The 14,436-nt window shown below is 69.0% G+C and carries 15 protein-coding genes; 12 read left to right on the top strand and 3 right to left on the bottom strand.

Annotated features, from left to right (window positions below):
• Positions 1 to 27: 27 nt before the first annotated feature.
• Positions 28 to 1,041 (bottom strand): helix-turn-helix transcriptional regulator, encoded by a 1,014-nt coding sequence (locus ACFYMC_RS13500; RefSeq protein ID WP_388523352.1) that lies wholly within the window; start codon positions 1,039 to 1,041, stop codon positions 28 to 30.
• Positions 1,042 to 1,143: 102 nt separating this feature from the next.
• On the opposite strand from ACFYMC_RS13500, the gene ACFYMC_RS13495 reads away from it, so the two are divergent.
• Both ACFYMC_RS13495 and ACFYMC_RS13490 read left to right on the top strand, forming a co-directional pair.
• Positions 1,144 to 1,371, top strand: coding sequence for a hypothetical protein (locus ACFYMC_RS13495; RefSeq protein WP_388523349.1), 228 nt, complete (start codon positions 1,144 to 1,146; stop codon positions 1,369 to 1,371).
• The gene (locus ACFYMC_RS13490) at positions 1,368 to 1,682 is read left to right on the top strand and encodes a (2Fe-2S)-binding protein (protein ID WP_388523346.1); all 315 of its coding nucleotides are present in this window, start codon (positions 1,368 to 1,370) and stop codon (positions 1,680 to 1,682) included. Before ACFYMC_RS13495 ends, ACFYMC_RS13490 begins: the two co-directional genes overlap by 4 nt.
• 183 nt (positions 1,683 to 1,865) lie before the next feature.
• Here the strand turns inward: ACFYMC_RS13490 and ACFYMC_RS13485 are convergent, their stop codons facing one another.
• Positions 1,866 to 2,270: a TIGR03618 family F420-dependent PPOX class oxidoreductase gene (locus ACFYMC_RS13485; protein WP_388523343.1), complete on the bottom strand. Its 405-nt coding sequence runs from the start codon at positions 2,268 to 2,270 to the stop codon at positions 1,866 to 1,868.
• 113 nt (positions 2,271 to 2,383) lie between these two features.
• Here ACFYMC_RS13485 and clpB point away from each other — a divergent pair, with 113 nt between their 5' ends.
• The 5 genes from clpB (at position 2,384) to ACFYMC_RS13460 (ending at position 8,604) form a co-directional block, all read left to right on the top strand.
• Entirely contained in the window at positions 2,384 to 4,975 is a 2,592-nt protein-coding gene (gene clpB, locus ACFYMC_RS13480; RefSeq protein ID WP_388523340.1) for an ATP-dependent chaperone ClpB, read from the top strand.
• A 108-nt stretch (positions 4,976 to 5,083) separates the two neighbouring features.
• Entirely contained in the window at positions 5,084 to 5,614 is a 531-nt protein-coding gene (locus tag ACFYMC_RS13475) for a YbjN domain-containing protein (RefSeq protein ID WP_388523338.1), read from the top strand.
• Positions 5,615 to 5,990: 376 nt separating this feature from the next.
• Complete coding sequence (locus tag ACFYMC_RS13470; protein ID WP_388523335.1) at positions 5,991 to 6,422, top strand: DUF6083 domain-containing protein; 432 nt, start codon at positions 5,991 to 5,993, stop codon at positions 6,420 to 6,422.
• Between the two features lie 533 nt (positions 6,423 to 6,955).
• Entirely contained in the window at positions 6,956 to 7,159 is a 204-nt protein-coding gene (locus tag ACFYMC_RS13465) for a cold-shock protein (RefSeq protein ID WP_388523333.1), read from the top strand.
• Positions 7,160 to 7,362: 203 nt separating this feature from the next.
• A complete protein-coding gene (locus tag ACFYMC_RS13460; protein ID WP_388523330.1) occupies positions 7,363 to 8,604 on the top strand; it encodes a serine hydrolase domain-containing protein in 1,242 nt (413 codons plus the stop codon).
• Between the two features lie 49 nt (positions 8,605 to 8,653).
• Here the strand turns inward: ACFYMC_RS13460 and ACFYMC_RS13455 are convergent, their stop codons facing one another.
• Complete coding sequence (locus ACFYMC_RS13455; RefSeq protein ID WP_388523457.1) at positions 8,654 to 9,646, bottom strand: helix-turn-helix domain-containing protein; 993 nt, start codon at positions 9,644 to 9,646, stop codon at positions 8,654 to 8,656.
• Between the two features lie 621 nt (positions 9,647 to 10,267).
• Between ACFYMC_RS13455 and ACFYMC_RS13450 the strand changes: the two genes are divergently transcribed.
• From ACFYMC_RS13450 to ACFYMC_RS13430, 5 genes are all read left to right on the top strand, one after another.
• Positions 10,268 to 10,456, top strand: a complete 189-nt coding sequence (locus tag ACFYMC_RS13450; protein ID WP_388523327.1) for a hypothetical protein — start codon at positions 10,268 to 10,270, stop codon at positions 10,454 to 10,456.
• 57 nt (positions 10,457 to 10,513) lie between these two features.
• On the top strand, positions 10,514 to 11,449 hold the full coding sequence (locus ACFYMC_RS13445; RefSeq protein ID WP_388523324.1) for a LysR family transcriptional regulator: 936 nt from the start codon (positions 10,514 to 10,516) through the stop codon (positions 11,447 to 11,449).
• 186 nt (positions 11,450 to 11,635) lie between these two features.
• A complete protein-coding gene (locus tag ACFYMC_RS13440) occupies positions 11,636 to 12,100 on the top strand; it encodes a cobalamin B12-binding domain-containing protein (RefSeq protein ID WP_388523321.1) in 465 nt (154 codons plus the stop codon).
• A 2-nt stretch (positions 12,101 to 12,102) separates the two neighbouring features.
• The gene (locus tag ACFYMC_RS13435) at positions 12,103 to 13,413 is read left to right on the top strand and encodes a methylaspartate mutase (RefSeq protein ID WP_388523454.1); all 1,311 of its coding nucleotides are present in this window, start codon (positions 12,103 to 12,105) and stop codon (positions 13,411 to 13,413) included.
• On the top strand, positions 13,410 to 14,396 hold the full coding sequence (locus ACFYMC_RS13430) for a transporter substrate-binding domain-containing protein (protein WP_388523318.1): 987 nt from the start codon (positions 13,410 to 13,412) through the stop codon (positions 14,394 to 14,396). Before ACFYMC_RS13435 ends, ACFYMC_RS13430 begins: the two co-directional genes overlap by 4 nt.
• Positions 14,397 to 14,436 lie beyond the last annotated feature (40 nt).

The following is a 14,436-nucleotide window of genomic DNA, read 5'->3' as shown; positions in this document are numbered from 1 at the left end:
GGTGCTCATCCGGTGGGCTCCTCGCGCTCAGCCGGCGGGCTCCTCCAAGATGCCCGAGCGGGCGATGAGATAGCCGAGTTGGGCGCGGCTGCCGCTGCCCAGCGTGGTGGCGAGTTTGGCGATGTGGGCGCGGGCCGTGCGTACGTTCATGCCCAGGCGGCGCGCGATGGCCTCGTCCACGTGTCCTTCGACGAGCAGTTGCGCGATGGAGCGTTGGACGCCCGAGATGCCGGCGGGAGTGGCCTCGTAGCGGATGTCGTCGGACAGCGGCGTGGCTCGTCGCCACAACTGCTCGAAGACCTTGACCAGGTACTCCACCAGGCCCGGGTGGCGCAGTTCGAGGGCGACCCGGCGGTCGTCGCTGGCCGGGATGAAGGCGACAGTCCGGTCGAAGACGATGAGGCGCTCGATGAGTTCTTCGAGGGTGCGGATCTCCACCTTTCCGGCCGAGATGCGTTCCACGTAGGCGAGGGTGCCCTGACTGTGCCGCACGGTGTGCTGGTAGAGCGTGCGGATGGACACGCCGCGGTCGATGAGGGGTTGTTCGCGCTCCAGGGCCTGGGTCAGGGAGATGGAGGGGCGGGCCCCGCCGGGCTGGACGGTGAGGACCTCGCTGTGGCACTCGGCGGAGGCCACGTTCAGCGCGGCGTTGATCCGGTCGAAGCCCTCCAGCACGGTGATGGCGTGTGTGCTGGAGGGGGTTTGGGCGCTGATGGCCATAAAAGGCTCGAAAGCATCGGCCAGTTCCACCGAGTGCCGCCGCCGGTCCTGGATCTCGCGCTCCAGCGGATGGAGTCTTTGTGCGAGTGCAACGGACGGCGGCACCGGGCGCAGCGAGTTGGGGTCGTCGGGATCCGGGTGCAGCAGAGCGAATTCCAGCAGGCATGGCGCGTTTTGGACATCTACCCGCGCGACCCTCCCGGCACTGAGTGCAGTGGCGTAGAGCCGTGTTCCCTCGTCGCACAGGGCCGTGAGGGGGTGGGGATGTGTCGGTTGTGTACTGATTCTAGGCAAATCTCCACCCCCCAGGGTCCTGAACATGCAAGAACATGATGCATCGTGCCTGTGGCACTGACGTGCCCAAATGAGCCATCGTCTGTCACGCGGGGGAGAGGATTCCATCAAGTGAGGACGAAGCCGACCATGTACAAGAGAATGCTTCGCTCGGCGCTTGCCGTTGTTTTCTCCGCCATTGTGGCTTGCGGGGCGGTGGGGGGCGCCGAGTTCGGGACGTCGGGTGCAGTGGCCGACGCCGTACCGCCGGACACTGGCTGGCACGACATCTCCACTGCGATGGACACCGGTTGGCACATAGCCCCGGCTCGATCGGCCGACGGCCTGGGCACGGACTCGGAGAAGGCGGACGCATGACCCCCGACGACCGCACCTTCCGCCGTGAGATGGCCTCTGCCTACCGCTCGGGTTGGCACTTCATCGATCTCGTCACGGCAATCCCCCACCGCGGCGACTCGCTGATGGTGACCCTGTTCGGTGAGCCCATCGTGGTCGTCCGCGAGGAGGACGAGGACGTGCGCGCCTACCGGTGCCTTCGCCGTCCGCGCGGCGCGCCGCAGCCCGTGCGCTGCGCGATCCGTTACGGGATGGTCTTTGTCAACCTCGACCAGCGCGACCACCAGTTGGCCGAGCCGGAAACCGTCACCGCCACCCCCCGCAGTGCCTGAAGCGATTCCCCCGTCGTTAAATCGCTCAGGCGCTTCCCCCACACAGCGGCGTCATCGTGGACCTGAACACGATGACGCCGCTGTGCTGTCCGCAGCCGGGCCCCTGAGGGTGTCCGGGTCGGCTGCCGGCGCCCCGTCCCGGGTGCCCGACGCGGGGCTCTCGGGAGGCCTTCAGGGCCTTCCTCAGGGGCGCCCCATCACGCGGTCCACGCTGATCTCCACGACCACCCGGTCGGGGTTCGGGCTCGGCGTCCGCCCGTAACGCAGCGCGTAGCGCTTCTCGGCGTCCTTGACCACCTCCGCCTCGGTGCGGAGCACCGCCGTGCCCTCCACCGTCAGCCAGCGCGCTCCGGCCAGCTGGCAGACCGCGGCCCGGATGCCCTGCGGGCCGCCGGCGAGGACGTTGCGCACCTTCTTGCTGGTCTTCCTGGTGATCACGCGTGCCACCCGCTGCCGCGGGTCGTAGGTCACGCCCACCGGCACCACGTGCGGGGTCCCGTCCGGACGGTGGGTGGTCAGCGTGCCCAGGTGTCGCTCGTCCCAGAAGGCGAGGAACTCGGGCGTCGGGTGGAGTGGGTCCAAAGACATGCCGGGAAGCGTAGCCATCCGGTACCGCAGCTGCCTTGAGTGGAATAGACTCAACTTTATGCAGGTTGGAAGGAGCAGGCCTGTAGGTTCACCGCGAGGAGGAGAGAGCACACGTGGACGCCGAGCTGACCAACAAGAGCCGTGAGGCCCTGAACGCCGCGGGGAGCCGGGCGGTCAAGGACGGACACGCCGACCTGACCCCGGCACACCTCCTGCTGGCCCTCCTCGCGGGCGAGGAGAACGCCAACATCACCGATCTGCTCGCCGCCGTGGAGGCCGACCAGGCCGCCGTCCGCTCCGGCGCCGAGCAACTGCTGGCCGCACTGCCCAGCGTCACCGGCTCCACCGTCGCGCCGCCGCAGCCGGGCCGCGAGCTGCTGGCCGTCATCGCCGACGCCGCGCAGCGGGCCAAGGAGCTCGGCGACGAGTACCTCTCAACCGAGCACCTGCTGATCGGCATCGCAGCCAAGGGGGGCGCGGCGGGCGAGGTGCTCGCCCGCCAGGGCGCCACGCCGAAGAAGCTGGTGGAGGCGTTCGAGACGGTACGAGGGGGACGCCGGGTGACCACTCCCGATCCGGAGGGCCAGTACAAGGCCCTGGAGAAGTTCGGTACGGACTTCACCGCCGCCGCCCGCGAGGGCAAGCTCGACCCGGTCATCGGGCGGGACCACGAGATCCGTCGGGTCGTCCAGGTCCTCTCACGGCGCACGAAGAACAACCCGGTGCTCATCGGCGAGCCGGGCGTCGGCAAGACCGCCGTGGTCGAGGGGCTGGCGCAGCGGATCGTCAAGGGCGACGTCCCCGAGTCGCTGCGCAACAAGCGCCTGGTGGCGCTGGACCTCGGCGCCATGGTGGCCGGCGCCAAGTACCGCGGGGAGTTCGAGGAGCGGCTCAAGACCGTGCTGGCCGAGATCAAGAACAGTGACGGCCAGATCATCACCTTCATCGACGAACTGCACACGGTCGTGGGCGCCGGCGCCGGCGGTGACTCGGCCATGGACGCGGGCAACATGCTCAAGCCCATGCTGGCCCGCGGTGAACTGCGCATGGTCGGCGCGACCACCCTGGACGAGTACCGGGAGCGGATCGAGAAGGACCCGGCGCTGGAGCGGCGCTTCCAGCAGGTGCTGGTGGCCGAGCCGACGGTCGAGGACACCATCGCGATCCTGCGCGGACTCAAGGGGCGCTACGAGGCCCACCACAAGGTCCAGATCAACGACAGTGCGCTGGTCGCCGCAGCCACCCTCTCCGACCGCTACATCACCTCGCGCTTCCTGCCCGACAAGGCCATCGACCTCGTCGACGAGGCCGCCTCCCGGCTGCGCATGGAGATCGACTCCTCCCCGGTGGAGATCGACGAGCTCCAGCGCTCGGTGGACCGCCTTCGGATGGAGGAGCTCGCCCTGAAGAACGAGTCCGACCCGGCCTCGCTCCAGCGGTTGGACAAGCTCCGCCGGGACCTCGCCGACCGCGAGGAGGACCTGCGCGGGCTCACCGCCCGCTGGGAGAAGGAGAAGGAGGGGCTCAACCGGGTCGGTGAGCTCAAGGAACGCCTCGACGAGCTGCGCGGACAGGCCGAGCGGGCACAGCGCGACGGCGACTTCGACTCTGCCTCCAAACTGCTCTACGGAGAGATCCCAATGCTGGAGCGGGAGCTGGCGGAGGCCACCGAGGCCGAGCGGGAGGCCGCCAAGGACACCATGGTCAAGGAGGAGGTGGGGCCCGACGACATCGCCGACGTGGTGGGCTCCTGGACCGGTATTCCGGCCGGTCGCCTGTTGGAGGGCGAGACGCAGAAGCTGCTGCGGATGGAAACGGAGCTGGGCCGGCGCCTGATCGGCCAGACCGAGGCCGTGCAGGCGGTCTCGGACGCGGTGCGGCGCACCCGCGCCGGCATCGCCGACCCGGACCGGCCCACCGGTTCCTTCCTCTTCCTCGGCCCCACCGGCGTGGGCAAGACGGAGCTGGCCAAGGCGCTCGCGGACTTCCTCTTCGACGACGAGCGGGCGATGGTCCGCATCGACATGTCGGAGTACGGGGAGAAGCACTCCGTGGCCCGGCTGGTCGGGGCGCCCCCCGGCTACGTGGGCTACGAGGAGGGCGGGCAGCTCACCGAGGCGGTGCGCCGGCGCCCGTACAGCGTGGTTCTGCTCGACGAGGTGGAGAAGGCCCACCCCGAGGTCTTCGACGTCCTGCTCCAGGTCCTCGACGACGGCCGGCTCACCGACGGCCAGGGGCGTACCATCGACTTCCGCAACACCATCTTGATCCTGACCTCCAACCTGGGCAGCCAGTTCCTGGTGGAGCCGCTGACCAGCGAGGCGGAGAAGAAGCAGCAGGTCCTGGACCTCGTGCGGGCCTCCTTCAAGCCGGAGTTCCTCAACCGGCTGGACGATCTGGTGGTGTTCTCGGCTCTGGACAAGGACCAGCTCCAGCACATCGCCGGGCTTCAGATCGACCGGCTGGCGGGGCGGCTCGCCGACCGGCGCCTGACCTTGGAGGTCACCCCGGCGGCCCTGGGCTGGCTCGCCGAGGAGGGCCATGACCCGGCCTACGGCGCCCGGCCGCTGCGTCGCCTGATCCAGACCGCCATCGGAGACCGGCTGGCCAAGGAGATCCTCGCCGGTGAGGTGCGCGACGGTGATGCGGTGCTGGTCGACGTGGCCGAGGAGGGACTGGCCGTGGGCAGGGCCCCGAAGGTCTGAAACAGGGCCCCCGGGCTGTCCGCCCGCAGCGGATCGTGACAGTGGGGGTTGCCACATGCGGGGCCGCATGGGGGAGGATGGCTGTATCCGTACGAAGGGAAATCCACGGTGAGCATCGACCCGGCCTCGATTCCGAATTTCGGGGGCCAGCCCGATCCGCAGGCCACAGGACCGGCGGGCCCCGTCGTCCCAGACCAGGACCTGGTCAAGCAGCTTCTGGATCAGATGGAGCTCAAGTACGTCGTCGACGACGAGGGTGACCTCGCGGCGCCGTGGGAGGAATTCCGCACGTACTTCATGTTCCGCGGTGAGGACGAGCAGCAGGTCTTCTCTGTGCGCACGTTCTACGACCGGCCGCACAAGATCGAGGAGAAGCCCCAGCTTCTCGAGTCGATCGACGACTGGAACCGCCGCACCCTGTGGCCCAAGGTTTACACGCACACGCACGACGACGGCTCCGTCCGCCTGATCGGCGAGGCGCAGATGCTGATCGGCACCGGCGTCAGCCTGGAGCACTTCGTGTCCTCCACGGTCAGCTGGGTCCGCGCCTCGATCGAGTTCGACAAGTGGCTCGTCGAGCAGCTCGGTCTGGAGCAGGAGATCGACTCCGCCGAAGGCGAGTCGGGCGACGAGGGCTGACGGCCCCCGTCTCTCCCCGGCACTGCGAAGGCCCCTCTCCGGCCGGTGGTCACCATGACCACCGTTCGGGGGAGGGCCTTGGCCGTTTTCAGGGGCGGCCACCGCAGCGACCCCCAGCGCTGGCCGGCATGACTGTCAGTGGTGGGTGGAAGGATTTCCACGTCGACTGTCAGCGCTTCGCCGGGGTGGGGTCATGGTCGCGGGACGTGGGTGCGAGAGGTGCGTCGGAGCGGGTCCAGTCCGGTCCCGTCGTCCGTCCGGAAGGTCGGCTGCCTGTGAGGTCTGCCTGCCGGTCCGGCCGCGGGTGCCGCTCCCGCGCCGAGCGGAGTGCGACGCCTGCTCCGGGCCCTGTGCCCGTTGGGTCGCCAGCCTGGGGATGGCACTGTGTGCCGGGTGCGAGGACGCGGGGGCGGGGCGTCCCGAGCGGGCTCCGGTGCTGCTGGCCGAGGTTCTCGCGGTCACCACGGACGCGCTGAGCCAGGCGGCCCGCACGGGGCGCGCGGTGCCGGACGGTCGGCGGGCGAGCGCCGCGGTGTGTGGGGGCTGCGGGGCGAATGCGCTCTGGCACCGGACCGTGCGTGGTCGTTGGATCATGATGGAGCCCGGGGACTGGCCGGTGGCCGCGGTGCCCGCGGGTAAGCGCTGGCGGATCGCAGGTGACGGCACCGCTGTGAACCTGGGCTCCTCCCGCCCTTCCGACACATGTCGCATCAGCCATTTCGACGTCTGCCCCGACCGTCCTGCTCCGGTCGGCTCACCCGTCATGCTCGCCCGCTGGCGCCGCAATGCGGGGGGCCGTGCGATCTGACCGCGGCGCGGTGTCGCCCGAGGCGGAGAGCGCGCGGGCACGCCGGTGCATGGATAAGTTCCCAGGTAATTCCGATAATTGTTCTTGCGGGATGCCGCCTGGGTGATCGGTGAGGCTTCGTGCATGGAGTTCCCTACCGTCAACCCCTATTGCCCGAGGCGGCACCCGCACCTCATTCGGGGTCCGGCTGCAATTGTGCAGGTCGCCTTCGGTAAAGGATCGATCCGGCTGTGCCCAGGGCCTCGGGCCGCCTCCCGGTCGCTCCCGCTTCGCCGCGCAGGGTCCTTGGCCTGCGCGAACGGGGGCCCATCCGTCAGTCCGTCCGAGTGAGTGAAATCTTATGAAGATTTCAGGTGGAGTGTCGATGCCGAAGGGATGTCCTGGGTCCCGTGCTAGGGTCGATTTCAGTTGCAGTTTTGGTTCCCGAATTTCGTTTCCGGTGCTTTATGGGTCGGGGCGGGGCAATCATTGCGGCGACGCGGGGCCCGCACGTAGCGGCCCCCGGAACTGCCCCGCAGTAGAGGAGATCGAAGATGGCCACCGGTACCGTGAAATGGTTCAACGCGGAAAAGGGATTTGGATTCATCCAGCAGGACGAGGGTGGCGCTGACGTCTTCGCGCACTACTCCAACATCGTGGCCGCGGGCTTCCGTGAGCTCCAGGAAGGCCAGAAGGTCGCCTTCGACATCACCCAGGGCCCCAAGGGCCCGCAGGCGGAGAACATCGTCTCCTCCTGAATCCGGACGCGCACGGCTCGGGCCCGCACCACCTGGTGCGGGCCCGAGCCGTGCCGGGGCGTATCAGTGCTGGCGCGCCGAAGGTCCCTCGCCATCCGGTTCGGGGGGCCAGCCGGCGGTCGTGCGGCCCCTATCGGGTTACCGGGCGGGACACGCGATCCCCTGGGGTGGGAATGGTGTCGCTTCATCCCATACTGCGCTTCATGCGACGTATTACCCTTTCATTCCTGTGTGCGGCGGCACTGGCGGCCATCGGCGTGCAAGCCGCCACCCCTGCCGGGGCCCTGACCGGAGCTGGTTCCTTCGCGGCGGACTCCCTGCACGCCCGGCCCTGCGGGGCCAGCCCGCGCGGCGGATGGGGCCCGGCCGCCGGGCAGCGGGCGCAGATCCTGCGGATCGCAGAGCAGGCGAAGAAGGAGCTGCGGCTCAAGTCGGTGCTGCTCCGCGTCACCGTGGACGGCAGGGAAGTGGCCACCGAGGCGCTGGGCGAGTCGATGACCGGGGTCCCGGCCACCCCCCGCATGCATTTTCGTAGCGGCTCCGTCGCCATCGCCTACATGGCCAACCTCCTCCTGCAACTCGTGGACGAGGGGCGGGTGGGCCTTGATGACCCCATCGCCCGCTGGTTCCCCGACCTACCGGCTGCTGACAAGGTCACCCTGCGCATGCTCGGCAGCTCCACTTCGGGGTACGCCGACTACGTCACCGATCCGGAGTTCCTCGCCGCGCTGGACGCTGCCCCCTTCCGTCAGTGGACCGCCCGTGAACTGGTCGACATCTCGCTCAGCCATCCGCTGTGGTACGCGCCGGGAACCAACTGGAGCTACTCGCACGCCAACTTCGTCCTGCTCGGGGCGGCCCTGGAGAAGATCACCCGCACGCCTCTGGCGGAACTGATGGAGCAGCGCCTGCTGCGCCCGTTGGGCCTGCGTAACTCCCGCAGCAGCCGGACGCCGCAAATCCCGCGACCGGTGCTGCACGCTTTCACCGACGAGCGGGGGACCTACGAGGAGTCCACCTTCTGGAACCCCTCGTGGACGACTGCCCCCGGCGCGGTGATGACCACCGACATCTGCGACCTGGCGCGTTCGGCCGTGGCCGTAGGCAAGGGCGAGTTGCTGTCCAGGAAGTCCTACGCCACGATGCTGGACCCGGGCACCGTGGGGCTCGGCGGCCCCACCGCGGACTGCCCCCCGGAGGTCTGCCACCACAACACCGAGGCCGTGCACTACGGACTCGGTATCAAGGTGAACAACGCCTGGGTCGTTCAGAACCCGTCCTTCAGCGGCTATGCGGCAGCTCAGGGGTACCTGCCGAGCGAGCGGGTGGCGATCGCCGTGGCGACGACTACCTTGCCGGATGCTGCGGCAGGGAACACCGCCGAAGCCCTGATGGGCCGCATCGCCGACTATCTGGTGCCGGACCAGCCCAGACCGGTGGGCTGATCCGGCCGGTCGGGGGCGGGGGCCCGCCCCCGACCGGCCGGGCCGAAACTCACGGCTCCCCGGGTAGCCAGCCGTACTGGACGGCACGGACGCCAGCTTCGAACCGGCTTCGGGCGTTGAGCCGTTCCATCAGCTGGGTGGCGATCCGACGTGCGGTGCGGTGGGAGACGCCCAGCCGCTTGGCGATGGCCTCGTCGGTATGGACTTGGGCGAGGAGGCGCAGGGCCATCGCTTCTTGTCCGTTGAGGCCGTTCACGTCCTTGGGGCGCGCGCTGCCGAGGGGTTGTGCCCCCTCCCAGATGCTCTCGAAGAGGGCGCAGAGTGCGGTCAGGGCACCCTTGCCGGTGAGGAGGACCGCGCCGGCGCTCGTGTCTTCGCAGTCCATGGGCAGCAGGGCCAGTGAACGGTCCGCGATCAGCATGCGGGTCGGCAGGGCGGCGATGGTGCGTACCTGGCCGCCCAGTTCGGTGAGGCGGTCCGCATGGGCGATGGTGGCGGAGCTGTTGCGTACCGAGTCGAGGTAGATGGTGCGCATCTGGACCCCGCGGCGCAGTAGGTCCTCGTCCAAGGGGCGGGAAGAGCGCAGAGCGTCCTCGGTCTGTGCGCCGTCGGGTGCGAAGCTCATCACTTCCTGGCGGATGCCACGCTGGAGTTCGGCCAGTCGTTCGCGGATCCGGTCCAGGCCGATGAGCTGTTCGATGCCTGAGTTCGGGATGTCGGCCTGGCCGGCGTACTCGGAGATGAGTTTGGCCGCGGCGGCGCGTGAGACCTCGATGCGGTGCTGGTGGGCGGCCAACTCGGCGGACTGGCGGGCCAGTAGGGCTTCCAGTCCGAGGTCGGGGCTCACGGCGCGCAGCCGGCCCGGTGATTCGAAGGATTCGGAGACCAGGCCGAGCGCGGCCAGCTGTTGTTGGGCGGCGTGGACCTCGGTCGGTGGTAGGCCGAGCCGCCTCCCCAGTTCGGCCGAGCCCTCGTGCGGATGGCCGAGCATTGCGCGGTAGATGGACTCCGTCTGTCGGTCCAACCCCAGTGAGTCGAGCAGTTCTTCCCCCTTTGCCCATGAAGGCATATGCCTTCGGCAAACCTGAGACCATATAGGGCTCGGAGTGGCTGAAACAACTCTGTTCGCTGAGGGAGTGAGAACCCTTCGAGTGAGTGGCTTTCTGGTTATCTCGGGAGAGCGGGAGGTCATAGCCGCGTCATGTCGCCCTTTCCTTGGATCGCCCGAATGTGCCCCTTATGAGGTCGGCTGTCCTGGCGTCCGCAGTTCGCCGAGGAGCGCGGGCGGGTGCCCAGCCCCGGGGTGAACGCGCAGCCCACCGGGTGGGTGCGTGGGGCGGGACTCGGGGCGATGGAGCGGACCGTAACCCTCCGCAAGTCGTCCTCAGGAATTGCCGAGCGCCCTAAAGCCAGGGGCATCTCAGAATGCGAGACCAGCGCGCTCCGGGGGGCCTCCCGTCCTGCCTGTCGTAGATCGTGGACACCTTGGTCCTCGGCCGGATCCGGCCATCAGATCGCCCTTCACCCGGGTCGCTGGTCGGGCAAAACTGAGGGTCATCGGCGGGACCGTAAACGCCGTCCACAACCGGACCGAGCCGTTTCGCACCAAAACCAGGCAGGTTTCCGGATTTCCGCTATCACCGCTCTCAGCGAAGGAATACGCATGCTTTCCAGCAGTCTCGCCCGCGCAGCCGCCGTCGTCCTTCTCTCGGGTGCGGCGCTCGCCGTTCCGGTGGCCGCCATCGCTTCGCCCGCCGCCCCCAGTCCGTCGACCAACGGGGTGCCGACAGCCCCGCTCGTCGAGCCGACCCCCACCCCGAGCTCCAGCGGGGACAGCTGGACCTGGCAGTGACCGAGACGACGCTCCCCAGCGCAGCTCACCCGCCCCAACCGATACTCGGGAGTCTCCGTGGACATCAGGCAATTGACCACCTTCCACAAAGTCGCGACGCTGCTCAGTTTCACCAGGGCGGCGAACGAGCTGAAATACGCGCAGTCCAGCGTCACCGCGCAGATCAAGGGCCTTGAATCGTCCCTGGGAGTCGTACTCTTCGAACGCCTCTCCGGGAAGATCCAGCTCACTCCGGCCGGTCAGCGCTTCCTTCCGTACGCGGAACAGATGGTCGCGCTCGCCGGCGAGGCCCGAGGCCGTGCCGCGGGCGCGGACGAGCCTTCCGGCTTGCTGACCATCGGCACCATGGAGAGCATCACCTCCTACCGAATGCCACCGGTGCTGGAGTTCTTCCACCGTCGATACCCCCAGCTCCAGCTGCAACTGCGCCCCAGCCTGTGTGCGGAGACCCTGCACTCGCTGCGCCAAGGCGTCTTCGACATGGGATTCCTGATGGAGGCGCAGACCAGTCACCCCGGAGTGGACAGCGAGGTGCTCGGCCCCGAACCGCTGGTGGTGGTGGCCGCGCCCGACCACCCGCTGGCCAAGGAGCACCGGGTCGGACTCGACCAACTGCGGGAGGTGCAGGTGCTGGCGCCGGAAGCGGGTTGCGCCTACCGCGAGCTCTTCGAAGCCGAGCTGAACAAGGGATCGGGTGAGCCCGTGCCCTTCTTGGAGTTCGGCAACATCGAGTCCATCAAGCGCGGCCTGGCCGCGGGGCTGGGGGTGAGCCTGCTGCCCGCGATGACGGTGGCCGAGGACATCGCCGCCGGCGCCTTCGCGGTCCTGGCCTGGGAACCCCCCTTCGAGGTGTTCACGCAACTCGCCTGGCGCCGTGGCCGCCAGCAGACCCGTGAAATGCGGTTGTTCGTCGACCGGACCGTGGAGTGCATGGCTGCCGAGTACGAGTCGGGCAACGGGCCCGCGCTGTCCGTGGAGCGGCACGTGGCCTGACCGGGAGGGGCGCCCCGCCGCACGGCGGTCCTCTTCCGTGCCAGGCGCCTTCCATCCGATTTCCGTGCTCTTGAATCGGGAATCGCGATGACCGGCATCAACTAATCCGCGCGGCCGAAGCTGGACGCGGTAGTCCCCTCCGGACAGGATTTTCCAGGCCACGCCCTTCACCATGCGGAGAAACTCATGTCAGACCTCATGCGCCCGGCCCGAAAATTCGTCGTGTCCAGTGTTTCTTCGGATGCGCACATGTGGAACCTCGTATTTCTCCAGCTTCTTTTGGAAGAGTACGGCGGGGAAGTCCACAATTTGGGCGCCTGTGTGCCCGACCAGGTAATCATCGACGAATGCCGGGCCGAGCGTCCTGACGTACTGGTGTTGAGCACCGTCAACGGCCACGGACATCTCGACGGTCTCCGGCTGATCCGAAAGATTCGGAGCGAGCCCGACCTCAAGGACCTGCGGGTGGTCATCGGCGGAAAGCTGGGCGTCCGGGGCCCGGAGAACGTCAAGTTCATCGAGAAACTCGCCGAGGGCGGCTTCGACGGAGTCTTCGAGTCCGAGGGATCGCTGCGAAGTTTCGACGAGTTCCTGCGAGGTCTGGCTCCGGCGCCCCAACTGGCCCTCGCCGGTGCGAAGGAGGCGGCGTGAGCATGGCCCCCGCTCCCGTCGGCTCGGCGGAGCTCACCGGAACCGGCCGCCGCAACCGGTTCTCCGCCTTCGTGCACCGCGCCAAAGCCGAACAACGACTCGTGGTGCAGCCCCGCATGGGTTTCGCCGATCTCAATGTGATGCGCGAAGGACTGCTCGCCGTGCGCGCGGCAAGGGCCACCTCCGTCGGCACGGTGACCCTCGACAGCTACACCAGGGTGAACGACCACGACTCGGCCCGCCAGGCCCTGCGTACCGGCGCCGACCTCAACGGTTTCCCGCTGGTCGCCCACGGCCCACAGGCCACCATGGGGATGCTCCAAGGGGTCACCGGGCGGGACTTCCCGCTCCAGGTGCGGCACGGCTCCGCCCTGCCCTACCCGCTCTTCGAGGCCATGGTGGCGGCGGGTGTCGACGCCACCGAGGGCGGTCCCGTCTCCTACTGCCTGCCGTACAGTCGTGCCCCGCTCACTCAGGCCGTCGAAGCCTGGTCCCGCTGCTGCGATCTGATCGCCGCCCAGGAAGACCAGATGCACTTGGAGAGCTTCGGCGGCTGCATGCTCGGTCAGCTCTGCCCGCCCAGCCTGCTGGTGGCGCTGAGCGTGCTTGAGGCGCTGTTCTTCGCCGAGCACGGTCTGACCAGCATCTCACTGAGCTACGCCCAACAGACCCATCCCGGGCAGGACTTGGAAGCACTTGCGGCGCTTCGCCGACTGGCCGGCGAGCGGCTGGGCGGTATCGACTGGCACGTGGTGCTCTACACGTACATGGGCGTCTATCCACGGACCCCCGTCGGTTCCTTCCGGATCCTCCAGGACAGCGCGCGGCTGGCCGTGCGCAGTGGTACCGAGCGCCTCATCGTCAAGACCCCTGCGGAGGCGCACCGGATTCCCACCGTGTCCGAGAACGTGGACGCGTTGGAGTTCGCTGCCGCCGTAGCGGCCGACGAGTACCAAAGGGGCAGGCCCGAACTGCCCACCAGCACCGGCCTGTACGAGGAAGCCCGGATGCTGGTCGACAGCACCCTTCAGCTGGGTGCCACGGTCGGCGCCGCCCTGGTGCGGGCCTTCGCCCGCGGCCATCTCGACGTGCCCTTCTGCCTGCACCGCGACAACGCCAACAAGTCCCGTGCCTACGTCGACGAGCGAGGGCTGCTGCGCTGGGCCCAGCCGGGTGCGATGCCGTTGCGCGGAGCGGACCTCGCGGGCCGCAGGCCGCTGTCGGCACAGGGCCTGATCGAGATGCTCGGCTACAACGAGCGCCGCTTCGACCGAGAGCAGCTGACCCGAGTGACCCAGTGGAGCCTGACATGAGCATCCTGACCCCGGCGCTGAACCCCTCCACCGATCCGGCGGAACGCATCCGCACCGTGGACGCGGTGCGTTCGCGCGGCACCGTGCGCGCCGTCGTCAGCCGTGGCATCCGTGGGCTGTCCCAGCAGCAGGCGGACGGCAGTATGACGGGTCTGGACGCGGACGTCGCCCGAGCCGTCGCCGCAGCGGTCCTCGGTGAGGGGGACCGGGTCAGCTGGCTGCCCCGGGACCCGGCCGACCGGCTGGCGCCGCTGGGCGACGGCACGGCCGACCTGACGGTGTGCAACCTCACCTGGACGCTTGGTCGCGAAGCCCAGTGGCCGGTCCTGTTCGCCGGTGTGACCGCCTACGACGGTGAGGGTTTCCTGGTCCCGCTCGACAGCGGCATCGAGTGCCCCGAGGAGTTGGCCGGCCGCCCGGTGGCCGTGCAGGCGGGTACCACCAGCGCCGCCAACCTCGCCGCCTGGTACGGGCGCCGCGGCCTGGCTGTACAGCCGGTGGCCTTCGCGACTCCGGCGCAGACCCTGGCTGCCTACGCCTCCGGGGAGTGCGCGGCGTACGTCCTGGACCGGATCGCGTTGGCCGGGGAGCGGGCCGCGTTGGCGGACCCCGGGGCGCACCGCATCCTCGACACCGCGATCTCCCGAGAGCCGATGGCCGCCGCCGTCCGCGATGACGACCCGCACTGGTACCGGCTGTGCCGATGGGTGCTGCAACTGCTGGTGGCCGCGGAACACCACGTGGACGAAGCCGGTCCCGGCAACCGGGCGTCCGCGCTGGCGGAGGCCGCGCGGCTCGCCGGCGGCCACGGCCCGGCGCTGGGCCTGGACGTGGGCTGGGCCGCCCGAGTCCTCCAGGCCACCGGCACCTATGCCGAGATCTACGAACGCAACCTGGGCGCCGCATCCGGGCTGTGCGTACCGCGCGGGCTGAACGAGCTGTGGACCCGAGGCGGTCTGCACTACGCCGTGCCGCTCCAGTGAACGCTCCCCCGTATCCCTGCCCGTCCCCCTCCGAGCGAAG

The sequence above is a fragment of the Streptomyces sp. NPDC006879 genome, from assembly GCF_042869595.1.
Classification (GTDB): Bacteria; Actinomycetota; Actinomycetes; order Streptomycetales; family Streptomycetaceae; genus Streptomyces.
Note: the sequence above shows the minus strand (reverse complement) of the source record. Positions and strands in the feature narration are given on the sequence as shown.